This is a genomic window from Methylomarinovum caldicuralii, from assembly GCF_033126985.1.
Taxonomy (GTDB): Bacteria; Pseudomonadota; Gammaproteobacteria; order Methylococcales; family Methylothermaceae; genus Methylohalobius; species Methylohalobius caldicuralii.
On the sequence record NZ_AP024714.1, the window covers coordinates 2,323,427 to 2,345,802 of the forward strand.

Below are 22,376 nucleotides of genomic sequence, written 5' to 3' on the forward strand. Positions count from 1 at the left end.
GGTCAGTGCCGCCCGGTGTGCCCGAAACCGCCGCCACCGCGCCGGCTGGGGGGAAAGTCGGTGACGGTTTCGAACGCCACCTGCACCACCGGCACGAACACCATCTGGGCGATGCGCTCTCCCACCTCGATGGTGAAGGGCTCGGAACCCCGGTTCCAGCACGACACCATCACTTCGCCCTGATAGTCGGAATCGATCAGCCCCACGAGATTGCCGAGGACGATGCCGTGCCTGTGGCCGAGGCCGGAACGGGGCAGCAGCACCGCTGCCAGGGAGGGATCGCCGATATGAATGGCCAGCCCAGTGGGGATCAAGGCAGTTTCCCCGGGTGCCAGGGTCAGCGGCGCCTGCAGACAGGCCCGCAGATCCAGCCCGGCCGCCCCCTCGGTGGCGTAGTGCGGCAGGGGGATCTCCCGCCCCAGACGGTCATCGAGAATTTTCAGTTGAATTTTCTTGTCCATAACGTTCGCCGATCAAGGTTATCAGTCGCCGGGCCAGCTCCCGCTTGGAGGCCGTGCCCAAATCCCGTTCCCCGCCGGGCCACAATACCCACAGGGTGTTGTCGTCCCGGTCGAATCCCTGACTGGGCCCGACCGGATTGGCGGCGATCAGATCCAATCCCTTGCGCGCCAGCTTGTCACGGGCGTACTCCCGCACCCGCTCGGTTTCGGCGGCGAAACCGACAGTGAAAGGGCGCGGTCGATGGCCGGCGACCGCGGCCAGAATGTCGGGGGTCCTGACCAGTTCCAGCTGCAGCCGGTCGCGGTGCTTCTTGATCTTCTGCCCCGCCGCCGTCACCGGCGTGTAATCGGCCACCGCCGCCGCGCCGATGAAAACGTCGCAGTCGGTTACCTGCGCCATTACCTGGGCATACATCTGCGCCGCGCTTTCCACCGCGACCACCTCGACACCGGCCGGCGGAGTCAGAGACACCGGGCCGCTCACCAGCACCACCTCGGCCCCGGCCTCCCGGGCGGCCCAGGCCAGAGCGTAGCCCATCTTGCCGGAGCTGCGATTGCTGAGGAAACGCACCGGATCGATGGCCTCGCGGGTCGGGCCGGCGGTGATCAACACCCGCCTGCCGGCCAGGGCACCGTTGCGGCGGGCGCCGAGACGGGCGAGAATCTCCGCCGGCTCCAGCATCCGTCCCGGTCCTTCCTCGCCACAAGCCTGGCCGCCGCTGGCCGGGCCCCAGACTTCGACGCCCCGCTGCCGCAGCACGGCGATGTTTTCCCGGGTCGCCGGATGCTGCCACATGACCCGGTTCATCGCCGGCACCACGGCGATGGGCGCTTCGGTCGCCAGGCACAGGGTGGCCAAAAGATCATCGGCCATCCCTGCTTTGAGTCTAGCCAGAAAATCGGCGCTCGCCGGGGCGATCACCACCTGTTCGGCCCAGCGCGCCAGTTCGATGTGCCCCATGGCCGCCTCCGCCCGGGAGTCGAACAGGCCGGTCCGCACCGGCCGCCCCGACAGGGCCTGCAGGGTCAACGGGGTGATGAAGCGGGTGGCAGCTTCGGTCATCACCACCTGGACCTCGGCGCCGGCCTGCCGCAGCAGCCGCACCAGCTCGGCGGCCTTGTAGGCGGCGATGCCGCCGCTGATGCCGAGCAGGATCCGGCGCCGGGACAGCGTTTGAAATTCCATCTATGCTTGCAAACTATGAAAACGATTCGCGACTGGCCCGAGGGCGAGCGCCCGCGGGAGAAACTGCTGCAACGCGGCCCCCAGGCCCTGTCCGACGCCGAACTGCTGGCGATCTTCCTGCGCACCGGCATCCCGGGAAAGACCGCCGTGGACCTGGCCCGCGAACTCTTGGCCCGCTTCGGCTCCCTGCGTGCCCTGCTTCAGGCCGACGCCAAGACTTTCACCGCCTGCAAGGGGCTGGGCAGCGCCAAATACGTGCAACTGCAGGCGGCGCTGGAGATGGCCCGCCGCCATCTGTACGAGAGCCTGCAGCGGGGCGAAGCCCTGACCTCGCCGCAGGTGACCCGCGCCTTCCTGCTGCGCCAGCTGCGCGATCAGCCCTACGAGGTCTTCGCCGCCCTGTTTCTCGACACCCGCCACCGCCTGATCGCCTACGAGCCGCTGTTCCGCGGCACCATCGACGGGGCCAGCGTCCATCCCCGCGAGGTGGCGCGCCGGGCTCTGGAACTGAACGCTGCCGCCGTCATCTTCGCCCACAACCACCCTTCCGGCGATCCCAGCCCCAGCGGCGCCGACCGCCAGATCACCGCCCGTCTGGTGCAGGCGCTGGGGCTGTTCGACATCCGCGTGCTCGACCACGTGGTGGTCGGCGACGGGGAAACCTTTTCCTTCGCCGAACACGGCTGGCTCTAGCCCTCCCCCAGCAGCCGCCGCTGGGCCTCGCGGTACTTCTCCGCGGTCTTGGCGATGATCTCCGGCGGCAACCTGGGGGCCGGGGGCCGTTTGTTCCAGCCGATGGCTTCGACGTAATCGCGCACGAACTGCTTGTCGAAGCTCGGCGGGCTGACGCCGACCCGGTACTGCTCCGCCGGCCAGAAACGGGAGGAATCCGGCGTCAGGGCCTCGTCGATCCAGTACAGTTCGCCCTTCTCGTCGAGGCCGAACTCGAACTTGGTGTCGGCGATGATGATGCCGCGCTCCAAGGCGTAGGCCGCCGCCTCGGTATAGATCCGCAAACTGACCTGGCGCACTTTCTCGGCCGTTTCCCGGCCCAGCAGTTCGACGGTGCGCTCGAAGTCGATGTTCTCGTCGTGGGTGCCGATCTCGGCTTTGGTGGAAGGGGTGTAGATGGGCTCGGGCAGCTTCTCGGCCAGGCGCAGTCCCGGCGGCAGTTCGATGCCGCAGACGCTGCCGGTGCGCTGATAATCCTTCCAGCCGGAACCGATCAGGTAGCCACGCACGATGGCCTCCACCGGCAACGGCTTCAGGCGGCGCACCACCACCGCCCGGGTTTCCACCTGGTCGCGCTCGGCCGCGTCCGGGAGAATGTCCGCCAGCGGCACGTCGAGCAGATGGTTGGGGATCAGGTGCGACAGACGCCGGAACCAGAAGCTGGACACCGCCGTCAGCACCTGCCCCTTGCGGGGGATCGGATCGGGGAACACCACGTCGAAGGCGGACAGCCGGTCGGTGGTGACGATCAGCAGACGCTCGGCGTCGATGGCATAGATGTCGCGGACCTTGCCGCGGCCCAGCAGCTTGAGGGATTTGAGATGGGATTCGAACAGGGTCTCGGGGGGCATGGGCGTTTTTTCCTGGTCGGGCAAACGTGTCATAATGCTGATTTTACTGGAGATTGCAAGCACCGATGAGCTGGTTAGGCAAAGTTTTGGGCGGCACCTTCGGTTTCATGCTCGGCGGCCCCCTGGGCGCGCTGCTGGGCGCCGTCGTCGGCCATCAGTTCGACCGCGGCCTGGGCGAGTTCGAATCGCTGCCGCGCATGGACGCCGGACAGCAGGAACGCATCCAGATGGCCTTCTTCACCGCCACCTTCTCGGTCATGGGCCATCTGGCCAAGGCCGACGGCCGCGTCACCGAGGAGGAGATCGCCGTCGCCCGCCAGATCATGGACCGCATGGACCTGCCGCCGCATCTGCGGGAAACCGCCATCCGCCTGTTCCGCGAGGGAAAGTCGCCGAACTTTCCCCTCGACGCCACCCTCGACCAGTTCCGTCAGGAAGTGGGACGGCGCTCGTCGCTGATCCGCCTGTTTCTGGAGATCCAGCTCCAGGCCGCCTACGCCGACGGCCGTCTCCACCCCACCGAGGAGCGCCTGCTGCTGCACATCTGCCAGCGGCTGGGCTTCTCCCGCTTTGAGTTCCAGGCCCTGCGCGCCTTCATCGAGGCCCAGTTGCGTTTTACCCAGGCTTACGCCCAGCATCAGTACCAGCAGCGCCACGGCCACCGTCCGCCCCCCCGGCGCCAGCAGCCCAGCCTGAGCGACGCCTACGCCCTGCTCGGCGTCTCCCCCGATGCCAGCGACGCCGAAATCAAGAAAGCCTATCGCCGTCTCATGAGCCAGCATCATCCCGACAAGCTGGTGGCCAAGGGGCTGCCGGAGGAGATGGTCAGGATCGCCACCGAAAAAACCCAGAAGATCCGCGAAGCCTACGAGATCATCCGCAACCATCGGCAACGGCGCTGAGCTGTGCTATATTAAGCGGAACCCCCCTCGATTACGGAGGCTGCCATGAACGAACTCGATCCGATCGTCGGCAACTGGTATCTGGACCTGGAAACCGATCAGAAATTCGAGGTCGTCGCCGTCGACGAGGATTCCGGCGCCATCGAAATCCAATACCACGACGGCAACATCGACGAACTGGACTTCGACGCCTGGCAGGCGCTGAACCTGGAGCCCATCGAACCCCCGGAAGACTGGGCCGCCCCCCTGGACGACGTGGAGCCGGACGACATTCCCTATTCGGAGATGGGCCTGGAGGAAGGCAGCGAGGAATGGGAAGATGAGGACTTCCCTGCCCGCGGCGATGACGACGCCTTCCACGAAGAGCGCGAATGAACGGCCGCTTCCCCTCCGAATACCGCCAGCGAATCCGCAAACGCCTGGCGTTCCTCTACGGCGAGGCGCAGGCCGAGGCGCTCACCGACCACCTGCTGGAAAAGCTGGCCGGTTTCGCCCCGGAACCCCACCCGGCGCCGTCCTCGCTGTGGCGCGAGCACGACCTGCTGCTCATCACCTACGGCGACAGCATCCGCAAGCCGGATGAAACGCCGCTGCGCACCCTGCACCGGTTTTTGACCGCGCATCTGGGCGACACGGTCAGCAGCGTCCACATCCTGCCCTACTTCCCCTACAGCTCCGACGACGGCTTTGCGGTCATCGACTATCTGCGGGTCAATCCCGCACTGGGCGACTGGCCCGAGGTGGAGGCCATCGCCCGCGACTTCCGCCTGATGACGGACCTGGTCATCAACCACGTCTCCAGCCGGCACGCCTGGTTCCAGAATTATCTGCGCGACCTGGACCCGGGCCGCGACTATTTCATCGAAGTCGATCCCGACACCGACCTGTCGCAGGTGGTCCGCCCCCGCACCACCCCACTGCTGACCCGTTTCGAAACCGTGCGCGGCCCGCGCTGGGTCTGGACCACCTTCAGCCCGGACCAGATCGACGTCAACTTCCAGAACCCCAAGGTCCTGTTCGAATACCTGGACATCCTCCTGTACTATCTGGGCAAGGGCGCCCGGCTGATCCGCCTCGACGCCATCGCCTATCTGTGGAAGAAGATCGGCACCCCCTGCATCCATCTGCCGGAAACCCACGAGGTGGTCAAACTGCTGCGGGACGTGGTGGAACAGGCGGCCCCGGACACCCTGCTCATCACCGAAACCAACGTCCCCCACGCCGAGAACATCCGCTATTTCGGTCAGGGGGACGAGGCGCACGTGGTCTATCAATTCCCCCTGCCACCCCTGGTGCTTCACGCCCTCTACACCGGCGATGCCGGCTATCTCAACCATTGGGCGGCGAATCTGGAACCGCCGCCTCCGGGCTGCACCTTCCTCAACTTCCTCGCCTGCCACGACGGCATCGGCCTGCGGCCTCTGGAGGGAATCGTCCCGTCGGAGGAAATCGACCGCCTGGTGGCCGGGATGCAGGAACTGGACGGGCTGGTTTCCTGGCGCGCCACCCCCGACGGCGGCCGCGCCCCCTACGAGCTCAACATCGCCTGGTTCAGCGCCATGCAGGGTACCGTCAAGGGCCGCGACGGCCTGGCCGTCGAACGGCACCGCTGCGCCCACGCCATCATGCTGGCGCTGCAGGGCATCGCCGCCTTCTACATCCTCAGCCTACTGGGCACCGAAAACGACCGCGAAGGCGTCGAGCAAACCGGCGCCCCCCGGGCCATCAACCGTCACAAATGGGACTGGAATGCGCTCCAGACCCGCCTGGCCGATCCCCACTCCCCCCAGGCCCGGGTGTTCACCGAGCTGCGCCGTCTGGCCGGAATGCGCCGCCGGCAACCGGCCTTCCACCCCGACGCCCCGCAGCAGGTCCTCGACCTGGGGCCCGCCGTCTTCGCCGTCCGCCGCCAGACGCAAAGCCAGACCCTGCTGGCGCTCCACAACGTCACCGCCCAGCCCCGCCTGATCCCGCTGCCCGGCGGCCAGTGGCATGAGCTGTTGAGCGGCGAACGGGTGGAGGCGGAAATCGCCCTGCCGCCCTATGGGGTGGCCTGGCTGGCGCAGGCCTAGGCGTTGTCCTCCTCGACCGCCTGGTAGAGCCGGTCGAGAAAATCGGGCAAGGCGCTCACCACCCGGTTCCAGCTGGGGATGAAGGGGGTTTCCATCGGATTTTCCAGAAACTGTTCGCCGGCGAGCCAGATGTGCTGGGCGAACAGTTCCACCATCTGCTCCTCGGCGTGACGGTCGAAGGCCAGGCCGTTGATGCGAGCTTCGCTGTAGTAGCGGTCGACGAAATCCAGGGCGATGCGGTAGTAGGTGGCCTTGAGGGCGCGGAAGGTTTCCTGGTGGAGGACGCAGCCCATGGTCGCCAGTTTGCGGTAGAGCGCCTTGCAGATGTCCATGCTCATCTTCGCCAGACCGGCCTCCGGATTGTCCTGGGACACCGGCTGGTGCTTGTGATCGTAGGCATCGGCGATCTCCACCTGACAGAAATGGCTGTGGGCGTGGTTGCGGTGGACTTCCGACAGCACCCCGATCTCCAGGCCCCAGTCGCTTGGGATGCGGATCTCCCGCACCACGTCCACGCGCATGGAGAACTCCCCCGCCAGGGGATAGCGGAAGCTGTCGAGGAATTCCAGATAGTCCAGCGGGCCGATGACGGTCTTCAGGGCCCGCACCAGGGGCGTCAGCATCAGGCGGGTGACGCGGCCGTGGATGCGGCCGCCGGCGACGCGGTAATAATAGCCCTTGCAGAAACGGTAGTTGAGGGCCGGGTTGGCCACCGGATAGAACAGCCGCGCCGGCATCTCGCGGCTGTAGGTGAGAATGTCGCAATCGTGGAGGGCGATGACGTCGGCCTTGCCGGAGGCGATGACGTAGCCGTAACAGTACCAGACGTTGCGCCCCTTGCCCGGCTCCTGGGGCGCCAGCCCCTGGGAGGCGAGAAGCCGGTCCAGTTCCCGCAGGCGCGGCCCGTCATGCCACAGGATGCGGTGATGCTGGGGCAGGCGGCCGAAAAATTCCCGGGCGTGGCGGAACTGGTCCTCGTCGGCCCGGTCGAGACCGATGACGATCTCATTCAGATACGGCACCCGGGCCAGTTCCTCCAGGATCGCCGGCAGCGCCCGCCCTTCCAGCTCCGAATACAGCGACGGCAGCACCAGCGACATGGGCCGGTGGCGGGAAAAGCGGATCAGCTCCTCCTCCAGCGCCTCCAGCGGCCGGTCCGACAGGCGGTGCAGGGTGGTAACGACGCCGTTCTGAAAGAAATCTCCCATTCAGTCCTCCGTTGCATTTACAGCCGGTCACAACACGTCTTCATACAGCTCGCCCACGCCGATGGTCAGTTCCAGGGCGGCCAGCGGGATCTCCCCGTCGTCGGCGTCGTAGCCGTGCAGCAGCCAGTCGTCGCCGAAACGGCGATAGACATCCACCGCGATGCGATTCGGATCGATGAGCCAGTATTCCTGCAGACTGGGCGACTGGCGGTAGCAATGGAACTTGCGGCCGCGGTCGAAAAGCTCGGTGGAAGGGGAGACCACCTCGGCGACGAACAGGGCGTGGCGCTTGTAGAGGCGCTCGTCGCGGTCGCGCCGGTCGCAGGTGACGAAGACGTCGGGATAGAAGAAAGCATCGGCGGCATCGATGCGCAGTTTCATGTCCGCCATGAAGGTGCGGCAGGGGGTGCCGCGCAATTTCGCCTTCAGGAAACTGGCCAGATTCAAGGCCACGAGATTGTGGCGGTCAGTGCCGCCCACCATGGCCCAGATCTCGCCGGCCAGGTATTCGTGCTTGATCTCGAAGCTTTTCTGCTCGAAGTCGAGGTATTCCTCAACCGTGGGCCTGGATGCTTGCTTGACCGCGGTCATCGCACCCCTCCGCAGACGTTTGCCGCCATTCTAACAGTTTGGGACGGAGAAAACGGCCGGTATGGGAAGCCGGGTTTTCCGCCACCTGCCACGGCGTTCCGGCGGCGATCACCCGGCCGCCCCCGGCCCCGCCCTCCGGCCCCAGATCGACGATCCAGTCGGCGGTCTTGATGACATCGAGGTTGTGCTCGATGACGATCACGGTATTGCCCTGGTCGCGCAGGCGGTGCAGCACCGCGAGGAGCTGGCGGATGTCGTGGAAATGCAGGCCGGTGGTGGGCTCGTCGAGGATGTAGAGGGTGCGGCCGGTGTCGCGCTTGGACAGCTCGCGCGCCAGCTTGACCCGCTGGGCCTCGCCGCCGGAGAGGGTGACGGCGTTCTGCCCCAGGGTGAGGTAACCCAGCCCCACGTCCATCAGCGTTTGAAGCTTGCGAGCAATGACCGGCACCGCGTCGAAGAAGTCCAGCGCCTCCTCCACGGTCATTTCCAGGACCTCGTGGATGGTCTTGCCCTTGTAGCGGATCTCCAGGGTTTCGCGGTTGTAGCGCTTCCCCTTGCAGACGTCGCAGTGGACGTAGATGTCCGGCAGGAAGTGCATCTCCACCTTGATGACGCCGTCCCCCTTGCAGGCCTCGCAGCGTCCGCCCCTGACGTTGAAACTGAAGCGCCCCGGGGTGTAACCGCGGGCGCGGGCTTCGGGGGTGGCGGCGAACAACTCGCGGATGGGGGTGAAAAGGCCGGTGTAGGTGGCCGGATTGGAACGGGGCGTGCGGCCGATGGGACTCTGGTCGATGTCCACCACCTTGTCCAGATGCTCGAGGCCGTCGATGCCGTCGCAGGGCGCCGGGGTCAGGTCGGCGCCGTTGAGGCGGCGGGCCGCCGCCGGATACAGGGTGTCGTTGACCAGCGTGGACTTGCCGGAACCGGAAACGCCGGTGACGCAGGTGAACAGGCCCACGGGGAAGGCCACGTCGATGCCCTGGAGATTGTTGCCGCGGGCGCCGCGCACCACCAGCTGGCGCCTGGGGTCGGGAGGGGTCAGGGAATGCGGCACCTCGATGCGTTCGGCCCCGCTCAGATAGCGGCCGGTGAGGGACTCGGGCACGGCGCAGACGGCCTCGGGCGGGCCTTCCGCCACCACCCGCCCCCCGTGAGCCCCGGCGCCGGGGCCGATGTCCACCACGTGATCGGCGGCGCGGATGGCGTCCTCGTCGTGCTCCACCACGATCACGGTATTGCCCAGATCGCGCAGCTGGATCAGGGTGTCGAGCAGGCGCTGGTTGTCGCGCTGGTGCAGACCAATGGAAGGCTCGTCGAGGACGTACATCACCCCCACCAAACCGGCGCCGATCTGGCTCGCCAGGCGGATGCGCTGGGCCTCACCGCCGGAGAGGGTGTCGGCACTGCGGTCGAGACTCAGATAGTCGAGGCCGACGTTGACCAGGAACGACAGGCGGGTGCGGATCTCCTGGACGATCTTCTCCGCCACCCGACCGCGGCGGCCGGGCAGGCGCAGAGCCTCGAAGAAGGCCAGACAGTCACGGATCGACAGGGCAGTCAGCTGCGGCAGGCTGCGGTCGGCGACGAAGACGTGGCGCGCCGCCAACCCCAGCCGGGCGCCGCCGCACTCGGGACAGGGCCGTGAGGCCAGATACCTGGCCAGCTCCTCGCGTACCACGTTGGAATCGGTTTCCCGGTAGCGCCGTTCCATGATCGGGATCACCCCCTCGAAGGGATGGCGCTTGACCTTGCCGCGGCTGCCGAAGTAGCGGAATTCGATCACCTCCCCGCCGCTGCCGTAGAGAATCACCCGGCGCACGGCCTCGGGCAACTGCTCGAACGGCGCTTCCAGATCGAAGCCGTAGTGGGCCGCTAGGGAGCGCAACAGGGCGAAGTAGAAGGCGTTACGCCGGTCCCAGCCGCGGATCGCCCCCGCGGCCAGGCTCAGCCTGGGATTGGGGACGATCTTGTCGGGATCAAAATAGGGCTGCATCCCGAGACCGTCACAGGCCGGACACGCCCCCTTGGGATTGTTGAAGGAGAAGATGCGCGGTTCCAGTTCCTCCAGGGCGTAACCGCATTCGGGACAGGCGTACTGGTCGGAGAAGGTCAGCACCCGGGAGGGATCGTCCATGCTCACCACGGTAACGATGCCGCCGGTGAGCTTGAGGGCGGTTTCCAGGGACTCGGCCAGCCGCGGGCCCAGATCGGCGCGGATGCGGAAACGGTCCACCACCACCTCGATGGTGTGCTTTTTGCGCAGATCCAGCCGGGGCGGGTCGTCCAGGTCGTAGATCTCACCGTCGATGCGGGCACGGATGAACCCCTGGCCGCGCAGCTCCTCCAGCAACTGCACGTATTCCCCCTTGCGCCCGCGCACCACCGGCGCCAGCAGCATCCAGCGGCTTCCCGCCTCCAGGGCGAGGATGGCGTCCACCATCTGGCTGACGGTCTGGGCCTCCAGGGGGATGCCGTGTTCGGGGCAGCGGGGGGTTCCGGCGCGGGCGAACAGCAGCCGCAGGTAATCGTAGATTTCCGTCACCGTGCCCACGGTGGAACGGGGGTTGTGGGAGGTGGATTTCTGCTCGATGGAGATCGCCGGACTCAGCCCCTCGATGTGATCCACATCGGGCTTTTCCATCATCGACAGAAACTGGCGCGCGTAGGCCGACAGCGACTCCACGTAACGGCGCTGACCCTCGGCGTAGAGGGTGTCGAAGGCCAGGGACGACTTGCCCGAGCCGGACAGCCCGGTGATGACGATCAGCTTGTCGCGCGGCAGATCCAGATCGATGTTCCTGAGGTTGTGGGTGCGGGCCCCACGGATACGGATGTGATCCATCGCCGGTCAGAGCATCTCCATGGGCATGAGCAGCTCGTAAAGGATATGCACCCCGATCCCGGCCACCCCGGCGCCGAGGTAGCGAAGCCACTGATCCCCGGAAGGCAGGGGCTCGGCGGCCAGACCGATGGCGACCCCGGTCAGGTGCATGGCGACGGTGCCGGTGACAAAGCCGAGGGTGAACCAGACCGGTTCGGCCACTTCCGGCATCTCGGTGCCGTGGGCATGGCCGTGAAAGATGCCGAAAAAGCCGGCCAGCCCCAGCCCCACCGCCACGGGGATGTGACCGTGGGCCGCCAGGGCGATGCCGAGCAGAATCACCGACATCGTGATGCCCAGCTCCACGAACGGCCAGTAAATCCCCAGAATGCCCAGGACCCCGCCCAGAATCATGCAGCTGACGAAAGCCGCTGGCACCAGCCAGATCGCCCGCCCGCCGAGCTGGGCGCTGAGAATGCCGACGCTGACCATCGCCAGCAGATGGTCCAGCCCCAGAATCGGGTGCAGCAGTCCCGAGGTGAAGCCGCTGCCGCTGACGGCATGGGCCTCGGCCAGCCCCGGCAGCCACAACAGGCAGACGATCGCGGTACGCAGCAAATCCCGTTTCAACACAACCCGTCCTCCTACATCGAAATCGATCATTCTAACAAGACTGTCCCGGACCGGTGCCGTTCCCCTTCTGTTAAAATGACGTAATCCATCCACCAGCTGAACACCCATGACAAGAACCGAAAAACGCGCCGCCGTCGGTCTGGCGCTGATTTTCGCCCTGCGGATGCTGGGGCTGTTCATGATCCTGCCGGTGTTCGCCCTGTTTGCCGGCGAGCTGGAAGGCGCCACCCCCAAACTGGTGGGGCTGGCCATCGGCGCCTACGGCTTCACCCAGGCGCTGCTGCAGATTCCTTTCGGGCTGCTGTCGGACCGCATCGGCCGCAAGACCGTGATCGCCGCCGGCCTGCTGCTGTTCGCCGCCGGCAGCGTGGTGGCCGCCGCGGCCCACGACATCTGGCAGGTGATCGCCGGCCGCGCCCTCCAGGGCAGCGGCGCCATCGCCGCGGCGATCATGGCGCTGGCCGCGGACCTGACCCGGGAGGAACAGCGCACCAAGGTCATGGCCATGATCGGCATGAGCATCGGCCTGGCCTTTGCGGCGTCGATGGTGGCCGGCCCGGTGGTGGGGCACTGGCTGGGATTGTCCGGTCTGTTCTGGACCACCGCCGCGCTCGCTGTGCTGGGGCTGATCATTCTGGTCACCGTGGTGCCGACACCGGCGGTGGTGCGCTTCCACCGCGATGCCGAGGTCCAGCCGGCCCGCTTCACCAGCGTGCTCACCAACGCCGACCTGCTACGGCTGGATTTCGGCATCCTGTGTCTGCACGCCATACTCACCGCCACCTTCATCGCCGTACCGCTGGCTCTGAAACAGTACGCCGGCCTGCCGCCGCTGCGCCACAGTTATGTCTATCTGCCGGTGATGGCGGCGTCCATCCTGCTGATGGTGCCGCTGGTGATCGCGGCGGAAAAGCGCCGCAAGATGAAGGCGGTGTTCCTGACCGCCATCGGCCTCATCGCCCTGGCCCAGCTCGGCCTGCTGCGCTACCACACCGAATTGGCCGGCATCGTCGCCGGGCTGCTGGTGTTCTTCACCGGCTTCAACCTGCTGGAGGCGCTGCTGCCGTCGCTGATCTCCAAGACCGCGCCGGTGGATCTCAAGGGCACCGCCATGGGAGTGTATTCCAGCAGCCAGTTCTTCGGCGCCTTCCTCGGCGGCGCCCTGGGCGGCTGGGTCCACGAACATTACGGACTGGCGGCGGTGTTCGCCGCCTGTGCCGCCCTGGCGGGCCTGTGGGGCCTGGTCGCCCTGGGGATGAAGCCACCCCGGCCGGTGAGCAGTCTATTGCTGCACGTCGAGGTGAGCGACCGGCGCCAGGCGCAGCAACTGGCCCACAAACTGCGCAAGCTGCCCGGCGTTGTCGAGGCGGTGGTGGTCCCGGAAGAAGGGGTCGCCTATCTGAAGATCGACAAACAGCGGGTGAACCGCGAGCGCCTGGAAGCCCTGGTCGCCCGCTTCGCCCCGCCCTCCCCTGAACCTCAACCGATGGAGAGTTGAACCATGGCCTCAAGAGGCGTCAATAAAGTCATCCTGCTCGGCAACCTGGGCGCCGATCCGGAAACCCGCTACATGCCCAGCGGCGATGCGGTCACCACCCTGCGCGTCGCCACCAGCGAGACCTGGAAGGACAAACAGACCGGCCAGCAGCAGGAACGCACCGAGTGGCACCGGGTGGTGCTGTTCGGCCGCCTGGCGGAGATCGCCGCCGAATACCTCAAGAAGGGCCGCCAGGTCTATATCGAGGGCCAGCTGCGCACCCGCAAGTGGCAGGGCCAGGACGGCCAGGACCGCTACACCACCGAAATCGTCGCCCGCGAGATGCAGTTGCTCGGCGGCCGCGGCGGCGACACCGGCAGCGCCCCGTTCGCCGCGGACGAACCCGCCCAGACCACCCCGCGTCCCCAGGCCCCGCAGCGGCCGGCGGCGCAACCGGCCCCGAGCGCCCCGCCCCTGGACGACAGCTTCGAGGACGACGACATTCCGTTCTAAAATGGACCCGGAACGACGGGCCAGAGAGGCCATCGACCGCCTCCTGTGCCAAAGCGGCTGGCAGGTTGTGGATGCAGCCAACGCCAACATCCACGCCTGCCGCGGCGTCGCCATCCGGGAGTTTCCGCTCAAATCCGGCCACGGCTTCGCGGATTACCTGCTGTACGTCGACGGCAAGGCCGCCGGCGTCATCGAGGCGAAGAAAGCGGGGGTCACCCCAGGGCAATCGCATGAACGCTACGTCCATCCAAGCAACTGAGCCCGATAATGGTCACTGGAGGCGGCCAGGAGCCGTCTTGCCTTGATACCCCCGCGGCGTTTGGTGGAGTCGAGGCGAAAGAGATTGAGCACCATCTGTTTGAGCAGCGCCAGGTTATGAGCCGCATGTCGGGTTCGAAGGCGCATCTGATCATCGTTGAATACGACATCCATACACCAGTGAAGCGGGTTCTCCACCGCCCAATGCTGGCGCACCGCCGAGGCCAGCCGTTCGGCATCGGCCGGCAGGCTGCTGATGTAGAAACGCCGTTCCCGGGTGGTTTTGCCGGCGACGGTGCGTTCGGACTCGACCACGGCAAAGCAGGCCAGATCCGGCCAGCGCTGGGGCCGGTCCAGGCTGTCGAGCTGGTCGAACACATAGCAGCGGCGCACTTCCAGGCGACCATGCGCCTTGTCGACCGTCTCGCATTGCTGATGCGGGGTTTTGTCCGGCGCGTCCTGGAAGGCCTGGAAGAAATCCCGGATCGATTCGGCCAGACCTTTCTGGTTGTCCTTGACCGCCAGCACATAGTCGGCCCCCCGGTCACGGATGGCCTTGGCAATCTTGGGATCGGTCCCCATGGCATCGAGGGTCACCACGCATCCTTTCAAGGCCAGGGTCTCCAGCAGGGCGGGAATGGCCGTCTTCTCGTTGGATTTGTCGGCCACCGCCTCTTGACCGACCACCAACCGGTACTGAGCCGCAAAGGCACTGACCAGATGCAGGGGATCCTGCCCCTTGGACCGGCTACGCCGACTGGTCTTGCCGTCGATGGCGATCACCTGACCTTCCAATGCCGGAACCACGCTCACCGCCCAGCGCTGGAAGGCCGATCCGAACGCTTCCGGATCGATCATCGCCAAAATCCTCCCTAGGGTGTCGTGGGACGGAATCCCATGCGGCAAGGGCACGTATCGACGCAGCCAATCCAGCTTCTCTTTGCCCCAAAGTTCAATCTCCACCAACGTATCGGCACCGCAGATCACCGCGCACACCACAACCACCAGCACTTCCACCAGATCGTAGGTTACCTTCGATGATTGTCGCGGGTCCGGAATCGATACGAACACCCCGCTCAGCGCCAGGGGCTTTTCCAACATTTGTGCCTCCCACAAAAAGCATGCTCCTCAGAGAAGAAGTCTCTAATCTGCAAGTAATCTGCTGCAAGTCATCGAATCTTAAACCATCATCTTCGTGGGGTATATTCATGCGATTGCCCTGCGGCGTTGGCGCAGTTTCGGGAACTGGAGGACGAATTGCGTTAGGATTCAGACGAGATGGACATTCAGCCAATTCCCGGTTTCACCCATCCGGTCAGCTCCCTCACCCATCTGATCGGCGCCGGGGTTTTCGCCCTGCTGGCGGTTCCCTTGTGGCGCCGTTGCGGCGGCTGCCGGCTGTGCCGCAGCACCACGGCAGTGTTTTCCTTCACCGTGGTGCTGCTGCTGTCCATGAGCGGCGTCTATCACCTGCTCGCCACCAAAGGGGCGGCCCACGAGGTGTTCCTGCGCCTCGATCACGCCGCCATCTTCGCCCTCATCGCCGGCAGCTTCACCCCGCTGCAACCGCTGTTCTTCCGCAGCGGCTGGGGGCGCTGGGGCGTGCTGGTGCTGGTGTGGACGCTGGCCATTGCCGGCATCGTGCTGAAGGTGACCTTTTTCAACGCCATCCCCGAAGCCCTGGGGCTGAGCCTGTATCTGGGGCTGGGCTGGCTGGGACTGGGATCGGGCATCGCGTTAGGGCGGCGTCACGGCTTCCGCTTCATCGCGCCGCTGGTGTGGGGCGGGCTGGCCTACACCCTCGGTGCCGTCGCCGACTTCGCCCGCTGGCCGGTGCTGGTTCCGGGCGTGGTCGGCCCCCACGAGGTCATGCACCTGGGGGTTCTGGGAGGAATCGGCTGTTTCTGGTGGTTCTTCTACAGCCGACTGCCGCAGCGTCAGCCGGAGCGGAAGCCGTTGGTGATCGGATAGCGCCGCTCACGGCCGAAGGCCCGCGGTGTGATCCGCACCCCGGGAGGGGCCTGGCGGCGCTTGTACTCGTTGCGTTCCACCAGGCTGACCACCCGCCGCACCACCGCTTCGTCGAAGCCGGCGGCGACGATTTCCTCCACCGACAGATCCTGCTCCACGTACATCTCGAGAATCGGATCGAGCACCGCATACGGCGGCAGGCTGTCCTCGTCCTTCTGATCCGGGGCCAGCTCCGCCGAAGGCGGCCGCACCAGCACCCGTCCGGGGATGATCTCCCCTTCGGCGTTGAGGTGCTCGGCCAGGGCGTAGACCTTGAGTTTCATCACGTCCTTGATCGGCGCATAGCCGCCGGCCATGTCGCCGTAGAGGGTGGCATAACCCACGCTCATCTCGCTCTTGTTGCCGGTGGACAGCACCAGACGGCCGAACTTGTTGGAGATCGCCATCAGGGTGACGCCGCGGCAGCGGGCCTGGATGTTCTCCTCGGTCACGTCCCAGGGTCTGCCGGCGAATTCCTGTTCGAGCATTTGCAAAAACGCCTGGAAAGCCGGCTCGATGGGGATGACCCGATAGTTCACCCCCAGGTTGGCAGCCAGGGCCTTGGCATCGGCCAGGCTGATTTCCGAGGTGAAGCGCGAGGGCATCATCACCGCCTCGACGTTCTCCGCCCCCAGGGCTTCGACCGCCAGGCACAGCACCACCGACGAATCGATGCCGCCGGACAGGCCCAGCACCGCGCCGTTGAAACCGTTCTTGCGGGTGTAATCGCGAATCGCCAGGACGATGGCCCGGCGGATGCTGGGAATTTCCTCGGCCACCGGCGTCACCAGGCCACCCTCCGGCACGACCCGTTCCCCCTCCCAGCGGAACTCGGCCACCTCCAGCGCCTCCTCGAACTCCGGCAGCCGCCGCACCACCCGGCCCTCCCGGTCCATCACGAAGGAGGCGCCGTCGAACACCAGTTCATCCTGGCCGCCGATCTGGTTCACATACACCACCGGCACCCCGGTGGCGGCGATGCGGGCGTGGACCGCGGCTTCGCGCTCGGCGATCTTGCGAACGTGAAAGGGAGAGGCGTTGAGGTTGACGATGAGGCGGGAACCGGCGCGAACACTGGCCTCCACAGGGCCGGGATGCCAGATGTCCTCGCAGATCGACAGCCCCACCGGCACACCCCGGATGAGACACAGGCCCGGTTCCTGGCCCGGATGGAAATAGCGTTTTTCGTCGAAGACGCCGTAGTTGGGCAGGCAATGCTTACGGTAAATCAGCCGGATCTCGCCGTCGCGCAGGACTGCGGCGCTGTTGTACAGTCGCCCGTCGTGCCGTTCGGGAAAACCGACGATCAGATCGATCCCGCCCACCTGACGGCGGATGCGCTCGAGGCCATCGCGGCAGGCGCGGATGAAATCCGCACGTAACAGCAGATCCTCGGGCGGATAGCCGGACACCGCCAGTTCGGTGAACACCGCCACATCGGCCTGCAGCGCGTCGCGGGCCCGTTCCGCGGCGGCGATGATTTTGGCGACGTTGCCGTCGATGTCCCCCACCAGATAGTTGAGCTGGGCCAGCGCCACACGCAGCCGGGTCATGACAGCGCCTCCTTCATGCGCCGGCCCATGTCCGTGGGAAGATCCACCACGGCCACCCCGGCCCGGTGCAGGGCCGCCACCTTGGCTTCGGCAGTGCCGCGCCCGCCGCTGACGATGGCGCCGGCGTGGCCCATGCGCCGGCCTGGGGGCGCGGTGCGGCCGGCGATGTAGGCCACCACCGGCTTGGTGACGTGATGTTGGATGTATTCAGCCGCCATTTCCTCCTCCTCGCCGCCGATCTCTCCCACCAGGATGATGCCGCGGGTTTCCGGGTCGGCTTCGAACAGGGCCAGGGCGTCGATGAAGGTCATGCCGTGGATGGGATCGCCGCCGATGCCGATGCAGGTGCTCTGGCCCAATCCCTCGCGGGTGGTCTGCCACACCGCCTCGTAAGTCAGGGTGCCGGAGCGGGAGACGATGCCGACACAGCCGCGGCGGTGGATGAAACCGGGCATGATGCCGATCTTGCATTCGTCCGGGGTGATGATGCCGGGACAGTTGGGGCCGATGAGGATGCAGTCGTAGTCCTTCAGCGCCGCCTTGACCCTGAGCATGTGCAGGGTGGGAATGCCCTCGGTGATGCACACCACCAGGCGCAGGCCGCAATCGGCCGCTTCCAGGATGGCGTCGGCGGCGAACGGAGGCGGGACGTAGATGACGCTGGCCTCGGCGCCGGTTTCCCGCACAGCCTCGCGCACGGTGTCGAACACCGGCAGCCCCAGATGAGTCTGACCGCCGCGCCCCGGCGTCACCCCGCCGACCAGGCGGGTGCCGTATTCCAACGCCTGCCGGCTGTGGAAGGTGGCCTGTTTGCCGGTAAACCCCTGACAGATGACCTGGGTGTTGCGATCGACCAGCACGCTCATGACAGTTCTCCTTTGGCCGCGGCGACCGCTTTCCGGGCCGCCTCCAGCAGATCGGCGGCGGGGACGATGTCCAGATGCGCCGCCTGCAGCAGACGGCGGCCGGTGTCGGCGTTGGTGCCCTCCAGGCGCACCACCACCGGCACGCTGACGTGCACCTCGCGGACCGCGTCGATCACGCCCTCGGCGATCAGATCGCAGCGCACGATGCCGCCGAAGATGTTGACCAGAATGGCCTTGACCTTGGCATCGGAGAGGATGATCTTGAAGGCCCCGGCGACCCGCTCGGCGGTCACCCCGCCGCCCACGTCGAGGAAGTTGGCCGGCTCGCCGCCGCACTGCTTGACCAGGTCCAGGGTCGCCATCGCCAGTCCGGCGCCGTTGACCATGCAGCCGATGTCACCGTCGAGGGCCACGTAGCTTAGGCCGTGTTCGCGGGCGCGGCGTTCCTTCTCGTCTTCCTGGGCGGGATCGCGCAGGATTTCGATGTCGGGATGGGCGTAAAGGGCGTTGTCGTCGAAGTTGAGCTTGGCGTCGAGGGCCACCAGATCGCCGTCCGCCGTCACCGCCAGCGGATTGAGCTCGATCTGGCTGGCGTCCTTGTCCCGGAACAGTCGCTGCAGACCGTCAATTATCTGGACGAAGCGGCGGGCCTGGGCGGCGTCGAGCCCCATGGCGAAGGCCATCTCCCGGCCCTGGTAGGGCTGAAAGCCGGCGGCCGGATGGATGTGGAAACGCTGAATCGCCTCCGGCTGCTGGCGCGCGACCTCCTCGATGTCCATGCCACCTGAGGCCGAGCCGACCACACCGATGCGCTCGGCGCTGCGGTCGATCGTCAAGCTGAGATACAGCTCGCGCGCGATGTCGGTGGCCCGCTCCACCAGCACCCGATGGACCGGCAGACCGCGGGCGTCGGTCTGGGCGGTCACCAGACGCTTGCCGAGCAGCCGGGCGGCGGCTTCGGCCACTTCCTCGGGTGTGCGGGCCAGAACCACGCCACCGGCCTTGCCACGGGCGCCGGCATGAATCTGAGCCTTGACCAGCCAGGGGCCGGGAGACAGCGATTCGGCCGCCCGCCGCGCCGCCGCCGCAGTTTCGGCCACCTCCCCCGCCGGTACCGGAATGCCGTATTCGGCCAACAGAGACTTGGCCTGATATTCGTGGATGTTCATGGCAAGCCGCCTATAATTTGTAAAGCGTCATCATTCTATGCCAACACCCGGATCGAGGCGAGTCCATGACCGACAGCGCCGCCTATCTGCAACCCTGCCCGTACTCGGCCTACCGGATCGAAACCGCGCCGGCCCGGCGGCTGTTGCGCGTGTTCGCCCTGTATCAGCTGACGGCGGCTTCCCTGCTGTGCATCCTGTTTTTCACCCATCGCGGCCCTACCCAGCTGGGCGCTCATGCCCCGGATCTGTTTGGAGCCTTGGCCGCCGTCTATGCCGCCGCCACCTGGTTCAGCCTGCCGCTGTTGTGGCTGAACCGTCCCGGTTACCGCTGGCAGGCCGCCGGACGCCTGGGACTGGACCTGGTCGTGCTCCCCGGCATCATCTATGCCTGCGGCGGCCTGGGAAGCGGCTTCGGCATCCTGCTGGCGGTGTCGGTGGCCGCATCAGGGCTGCTGATCGGCGGCCGCTGCGCCCTGGGTTATGCTGCCCTGGCCGCCCTGGCGGTGCTTGGAGTGGAAGGCTACGCCGACTGGCGCGGCGGCTTCGAGGCGAGCCACTACACCTATGCCGCCATGCTCGGCATCGCCTATTTCGCCATCGCCGGACTGGCCGTCGCCCTCGCCCAGCGGGCCGAAGAGAGCACCGCCCTGGCCGAACGCCGCCAGGTGGACCTGGCCAATCTCCAGCGCCTCAACGCCTCCATCGTCCAACACCTGCAAGCGGGGATTCTGGTTCTGGACGACCAGCGCCGCCTCCGCCTCACCAATCAGGCCGCCCTAGCACTGCTGGGACTGGCGCAGCCACCTGGCGACGCCAGCGGGTTGCCTGGACTGCTCAGCGCCAGCCTGCGGGAATGGCAGGCCCGGGGCGATCCGGAGCACCAGGCTGTGTTGACGACCGATCACGGCCCGCTGCATCTGAGCGCCAGCCGCCTGTCCCTGGAGGGGGAGACCCTGACCCTGGTCTTGCTGGAGGACGACCGCCTGCACCAGAAGCGGGTCCAGGAAAGCAAGCTCACTTCCCTGGGCCGCCTCACCGCCGGCATCGCCCATGAGATTCGCAATCCCCTGGGCGCCATCGGCCATGCCGCCCAGCTCCTGGAGGAAAGCCCCCATCTGGATCCCCAGGACCTGCGGCTGGTGGCGATCATCCGCAAGCACGTCCGCCGGGTGGACGAAACCATCGACAATGTCCTGCAGCTCTCTCGGCGCAGCGCGGCCAAACGCCAGCGCCTGGAACTTCGCGCCTGGCTGCAGCGCTTCCGCACCGACTTCGAGGAGGAAACCCGCAGCCAATCCGTCGACCTGGAGCTGCCCGATGAGGAAATTTCCGCCCTGATCGATCCCGGCCAGCTCAAACAGATTCTGAGCAACCTGTGCAGCAACGCGCTCAAATACGGAGGCGGCGCGGTCCGGATACGCCTGATCCAGGAAGACCGGCATCCCTGCATCGAGGTGATCGACCAGGGCCCCGGCATCGCCACCGAACACTTGTCCCAGATTTTCGAACCCTTTTTCACCACCTCCGGCAGCGGCACCGGGCTGGGCCTCTACATCGCCCGGGAACTGGCCCAGCTCAACCAGGCCCGGCTGGAATACGACAACGGCCCCCGGGGCAGCCGCTTCCGCATTCTTCTCACGCCCATTAACGAGGTCATCCTGGCGCCATGAATCAAGCCACCGCCCTTGTCGTCGACGACGAACCGGACATCCTCGAACTGCTGGAACTGACGCTCGCGCGCATGAACGTCCAGGCCCGCTGCGCCGCCACCCTGGAAGAGGCCAAGACCTGGCTCGGCCGGGAACCCTTCCAGCTCTGTCTCACCGACATGCGCCTGCCGGACGGCGACGGCATCGACCTGGTCGCCTACATCCAGGAACGCTTCCCCAACCTCCCGGTGGCGGTCATCACCGCCCACGGCAACATGGAGGCGGCGGTGCGGGCACTGAAATGCGGGGCCTTCGATTTCGTCTCCAAACCGGTGGACCTGCAGATCCTGCGCAAACTGGTGGGCAGCGCCATCCAGCTGACCGACGCCGAATCCCCCCGGGACCGCCGTTCCCGCGATGTCCTCCTGGGGGATTCGGCGCCGATGCGCGACATCCGCGGCAAGATCGTCAGGCTGGCGCGCACCCAGGCGCCGGTGTTCATTCACGGCGAATCCGGTACCGGCAAGGAGCTGGTGGCCCGCTTGATCCACGCCAAGAGCCCGCGGGCCGGCAAGCCCTTCGTCGCCGTCAACTGCGGCGCCATTCCGGCGGAACTAATGGAAAGCGAATTCTTCGGCCACAAGAAGGGGAGCTTTTCCGGCGCGGTCGCCGACCATCCCGGCCTGTTCCAGGCCGCCGACGGCGGTACCCTGTTTCTCGACGAGGTTGCCGACCTGCCTCTGCACCTGCAAGTCAAGCTACTGCGGGCGATCCAGGAAAAGCGCGTCCGCCCGGTCGGCGGCCATGAGGAAATCCCCGTGGACGTACGCATCCTCTCGGCCACCCACAAAGATCTGAAAGCCCTGGTGGACGAGGGCCGCTTCCGCCAGGATCTGTATTACCGCATCAACGTCATCGAACTGACCGTCCCCCCCCTGCGTCAGCGCCGCGAGGACATTCCCCTGATGGCCGACCGCATCCTCAACCGTATCGCTCGCGATAACGGCCTGCCCCCCCTTAAGCTTACCGAACGCGCCTTCAAGACGCTGTGCCGTTACGACTTCCCGGGCAACGTCCGCGAACTGGAAAATATCCTGGAACGGGCCGCCGCTCTGTGCGAGGGGGAAGTCCTCGACGCCGACGATCTGCATCTTCCGAGCGCCTCGGCGCCTGTCTCCACCATCCCCTCAGAGGCGGGCACGCCCCTGCCCGAGGGTCCCTTCTCGCTGGAGGATTATCTGGGGGAAATCGAGCGCCGCGCCATCCTCGACGCCCTGGCGCAGACCCGCTGGAACCGCTCCAAGGCCGCCCGTCGCCTGGGGATGACCCTGCGGCAACTCAAATACCGGTTGCAGAAATGGGGGCTCGACGGCGGGGAGGACTGACAAGACCCAAACGGTCGATGTGTGACGGGCTTCACGGAA

Annotated in this window: 21 protein-coding genes; 10 read left to right on the forward strand and 11 right to left on the reverse strand. The window is 66.4% G+C overall.

What is annotated here, in order from left to right; translation table 11 throughout:
• Positions 1-2: 2 nt before the first annotated feature.
• On the reverse strand, positions 3-461 hold the full coding sequence (gene dut / locus MCIT9_RS11740; RefSeq protein WP_317705064.1) for a dUTP diphosphatase: 459 nt from the start codon (positions 459-461) through the stop codon (positions 3-5).
• Positions 427-1,647 carry a bifunctional phosphopantothenoylcysteine decarboxylase/phosphopantothenate--cysteine ligase CoaBC gene (gene coaBC / locus MCIT9_RS11745; protein ID WP_317705065.1) on the reverse strand — a complete coding sequence of 407 codons (1,221 nt, stop codon included), beginning with the start codon at positions 1,645-1,647 and terminating at the stop codon, positions 427-429. The genes dut and coaBC overlap by 35 nt, the downstream gene beginning before the upstream one ends.
• 15 nt (positions 1,648-1,662) lie before the next feature.
• Here coaBC and radC point away from each other — a divergent pair, with 15 nt between their 5' ends.
• Positions 1,663-2,340 (forward strand): RadC family protein, encoded by a 678-nt coding sequence (gene radC, locus MCIT9_RS11750; RefSeq protein WP_317705066.1) that lies wholly within the window; start codon positions 1,663-1,665, stop codon positions 2,338-2,340.
• Here the strand turns inward: radC and MCIT9_RS11755 are convergent.
• Positions 2,337-3,230, reverse strand: a complete 894-nt coding sequence (locus MCIT9_RS11755) for a phosphoribosylaminoimidazolesuccinocarboxamide synthase (protein WP_317705067.1) — start codon at positions 3,228-3,230, stop codon at positions 2,337-2,339. The two genes, radC and MCIT9_RS11755, sit on opposite strands and share 4 nt — an antisense overlap.
• Positions 3,231-3,295: 65 nt before the next feature.
• Between MCIT9_RS11755 and djlA the strand changes: the two genes are divergently transcribed.
• The 3 genes from djlA to MCIT9_RS11770 are packed head-to-tail and all read left to right on the forward strand — an operon-like array spanning position 3,296 to position 6,204.
• Positions 3,296-4,132, forward strand: a complete 837-nt coding sequence (djlA, locus tag MCIT9_RS11760; protein WP_317705068.1) for a co-chaperone DjlA — start codon at positions 3,296-3,298, stop codon at positions 4,130-4,132.
• Between the two features lie 45 nt (positions 4,133-4,177).
• Entirely contained in the window at positions 4,178-4,507 is a 330-nt protein-coding gene (locus MCIT9_RS11765; protein ID WP_317705069.1) for a DUF6763 family protein, read from the forward strand.
• Entirely contained in the window at positions 4,504-6,204 is a 1,701-nt protein-coding gene (locus MCIT9_RS11770) for an alpha-amylase family glycosyl hydrolase (protein WP_317705070.1), read from the forward strand. Before MCIT9_RS11765 ends, MCIT9_RS11770 begins: the two co-directional genes overlap by 4 nt.
• On the opposite strand, the gene MCIT9_RS11775 is transcribed toward MCIT9_RS11770, so the two are convergent.
• Genes MCIT9_RS11775 through MCIT9_RS11790 form a run of 4 tightly spaced genes read right to left on the reverse strand, consistent with a single transcriptional unit; the run spans position 6,201 to position 11,457 of the window.
• On the reverse strand, positions 6,201-7,412 hold the full coding sequence (locus tag MCIT9_RS11775) for a glycosyltransferase family protein (RefSeq protein WP_317705071.1): 1,212 nt from the start codon (positions 7,410-7,412) through the stop codon (positions 6,201-6,203). The genes MCIT9_RS11770 and MCIT9_RS11775 overlap by 4 nt on opposite strands.
• Positions 7,413-7,439: 27 nt before the next feature.
• Positions 7,440-8,003 (reverse strand): Uma2 family endonuclease, encoded by a 564-nt coding sequence (locus tag MCIT9_RS11780; RefSeq protein WP_317705072.1) that lies wholly within the window; start codon positions 8,001-8,003, stop codon positions 7,440-7,442.
• A complete protein-coding gene (uvrA, locus tag MCIT9_RS11785) occupies positions 7,966-10,845 on the reverse strand; it encodes an excinuclease ABC subunit UvrA (RefSeq protein ID WP_317705073.1) in 2,880 nt (959 codons plus the stop codon). Before uvrA ends, MCIT9_RS11780 begins: the two co-directional genes overlap by 38 nt.
• 6 nt (positions 10,846-10,851) lie before the next feature.
• Complete coding sequence (locus MCIT9_RS11790; RefSeq protein ID WP_317705074.1) at positions 10,852-11,457, reverse strand: HupE/UreJ family protein; 606 nt, start codon at positions 11,455-11,457, stop codon at positions 10,852-10,854.
• Between the two features lie 106 nt (positions 11,458-11,563).
• On the opposite strand from MCIT9_RS11790, the gene MCIT9_RS11795 reads away from it, so the two are divergent.
• Genes MCIT9_RS11795 through MCIT9_RS11805 form a run of 3 tightly spaced genes read left to right on the forward strand, consistent with a single transcriptional unit; the run spans position 11,564 to position 13,706 of the window.
• The gene (locus MCIT9_RS11795; protein WP_317705075.1) at positions 11,564-12,955 is read left to right on the forward strand and encodes an MFS transporter; all 1,392 of its coding nucleotides are present in this window, start codon (positions 11,564-11,566) and stop codon (positions 12,953-12,955) included.
• A 3-nt stretch (positions 12,956-12,958) separates the two neighbouring features.
• Positions 12,959-13,447 (forward strand): single-stranded DNA-binding protein, encoded by a 489-nt coding sequence (gene ssb / locus MCIT9_RS11800; RefSeq protein ID WP_317705076.1) that lies wholly within the window; start codon positions 12,959-12,961, stop codon positions 13,445-13,447.
• Between the two features lies 1 nt (position 13,448).
• A complete protein-coding gene (locus MCIT9_RS11805; protein ID WP_317705077.1) occupies positions 13,449-13,706 on the forward strand; it encodes a hypothetical protein in 258 nt (85 codons plus the stop codon).
• Here the strand turns inward: MCIT9_RS11805 and MCIT9_RS11810 are convergent.
• Entirely contained in the window at positions 13,685-14,806 is a 1,122-nt protein-coding gene (locus tag MCIT9_RS11810) for an ISAs1 family transposase (protein WP_317705078.1), read from the reverse strand. The two genes, MCIT9_RS11805 and MCIT9_RS11810, sit on opposite strands and share 22 nt — an antisense overlap.
• A 177-nt stretch (positions 14,807-14,983) precedes the next feature.
• Between MCIT9_RS11810 and trhA the strand changes: the two genes are divergently transcribed.
• Positions 14,984-15,676 (forward strand): PAQR family membrane homeostasis protein TrhA, encoded by a 693-nt coding sequence (trhA, locus tag MCIT9_RS11815; RefSeq protein ID WP_317705079.1) that lies wholly within the window; start codon positions 14,984-14,986, stop codon positions 15,674-15,676.
• On the opposite strand, the gene MCIT9_RS11820 is transcribed toward trhA, so the two are convergent.
• From MCIT9_RS11820 to sucC, 3 genes are read right to left on the reverse strand one after another with little or no spacing between them, the layout of a single operon-like run.
• Entirely contained in the window at positions 15,643-17,268 is a 1,626-nt protein-coding gene (locus tag MCIT9_RS11820; protein ID WP_317705080.1) for an NAD+ synthase, read from the reverse strand. The two genes, trhA and MCIT9_RS11820, sit on opposite strands and share 34 nt — an antisense overlap.
• On the reverse strand, positions 17,265-18,134 hold the full coding sequence (gene sucD, locus MCIT9_RS11825) for a succinate--CoA ligase subunit alpha (RefSeq protein ID WP_317705081.1): 870 nt from the start codon (positions 18,132-18,134) through the stop codon (positions 17,265-17,267). The genes MCIT9_RS11820 and sucD overlap by 4 nt, the downstream gene beginning before the upstream one ends.
• Positions 18,131-19,303 carry an ADP-forming succinate--CoA ligase subunit beta gene (sucC, locus tag MCIT9_RS11830; protein ID WP_317705082.1) on the reverse strand — a complete coding sequence of 391 codons (1,173 nt, stop codon included), beginning with the start codon at positions 19,301-19,303 and terminating at the stop codon, positions 18,131-18,133. The genes sucD and sucC overlap by 4 nt, the downstream gene beginning before the upstream one ends.
• A gap of 65 nt (positions 19,304-19,368) precedes the next feature.
• Here sucC and MCIT9_RS11835 point away from each other — a divergent pair, with 65 nt between their 5' ends.
• A complete protein-coding gene (locus MCIT9_RS11835; protein ID WP_317705083.1) occupies positions 19,369-20,973 on the forward strand; it encodes a two-component system sensor histidine kinase NtrB in 1,605 nt (534 codons plus the stop codon).
• A complete protein-coding gene (locus MCIT9_RS11840) occupies positions 20,970-22,337 on the forward strand; it encodes a sigma-54-dependent transcriptional regulator (protein ID WP_317705084.1) in 1,368 nt (455 codons plus the stop codon). Before MCIT9_RS11835 ends, MCIT9_RS11840 begins: the two co-directional genes overlap by 4 nt.
• Positions 22,338-22,376 lie beyond the last annotated feature (39 nt).